This window comes from Pseudomonas sp. SDT291_1_S447 (assembly GCF_054070155.1).
The window spans coordinates 1-231 of the sequence record NZ_JBSVXS010000398.1; the positions used below are offsets into that span (position 1 = coordinate 1).

Consider the following 231-nt stretch of genomic DNA (forward strand, 5'->3'; position numbering starts at 1 on the left):
CGTAGTGGGTGCCGGCGTATTCGCGCAGCAGGTTGTCGACCAGTTTGCTGCGCGGCGGGGTCAGGTCGAGCGGGCGGCGAATTTCTGTCGCCTTGTCGTCGAGCAGGTTGCCAGCCGGGTCGAAGGCGAAGGTTTCCACGCCTTGACGTGTGGTGGCGCTGAGCAGACGACCGACAGGATCGTAGCGATAGGCGAGCGGGCCGCGGCGGCTGTCGTTGATGTCGGTCAGTT

General features: G+C 65.4%; 1 protein-coding gene. It reads right to left on the minus strand.

What is annotated here, in order from left to right; all coding sequences use genetic code 11:
• Positions 1-231 (minus strand): hypothetical protein (locus ACW9IR_RS30075; RefSeq protein WP_457466242.1); only part of this gene is annotated, 231 nt, incomplete at both ends.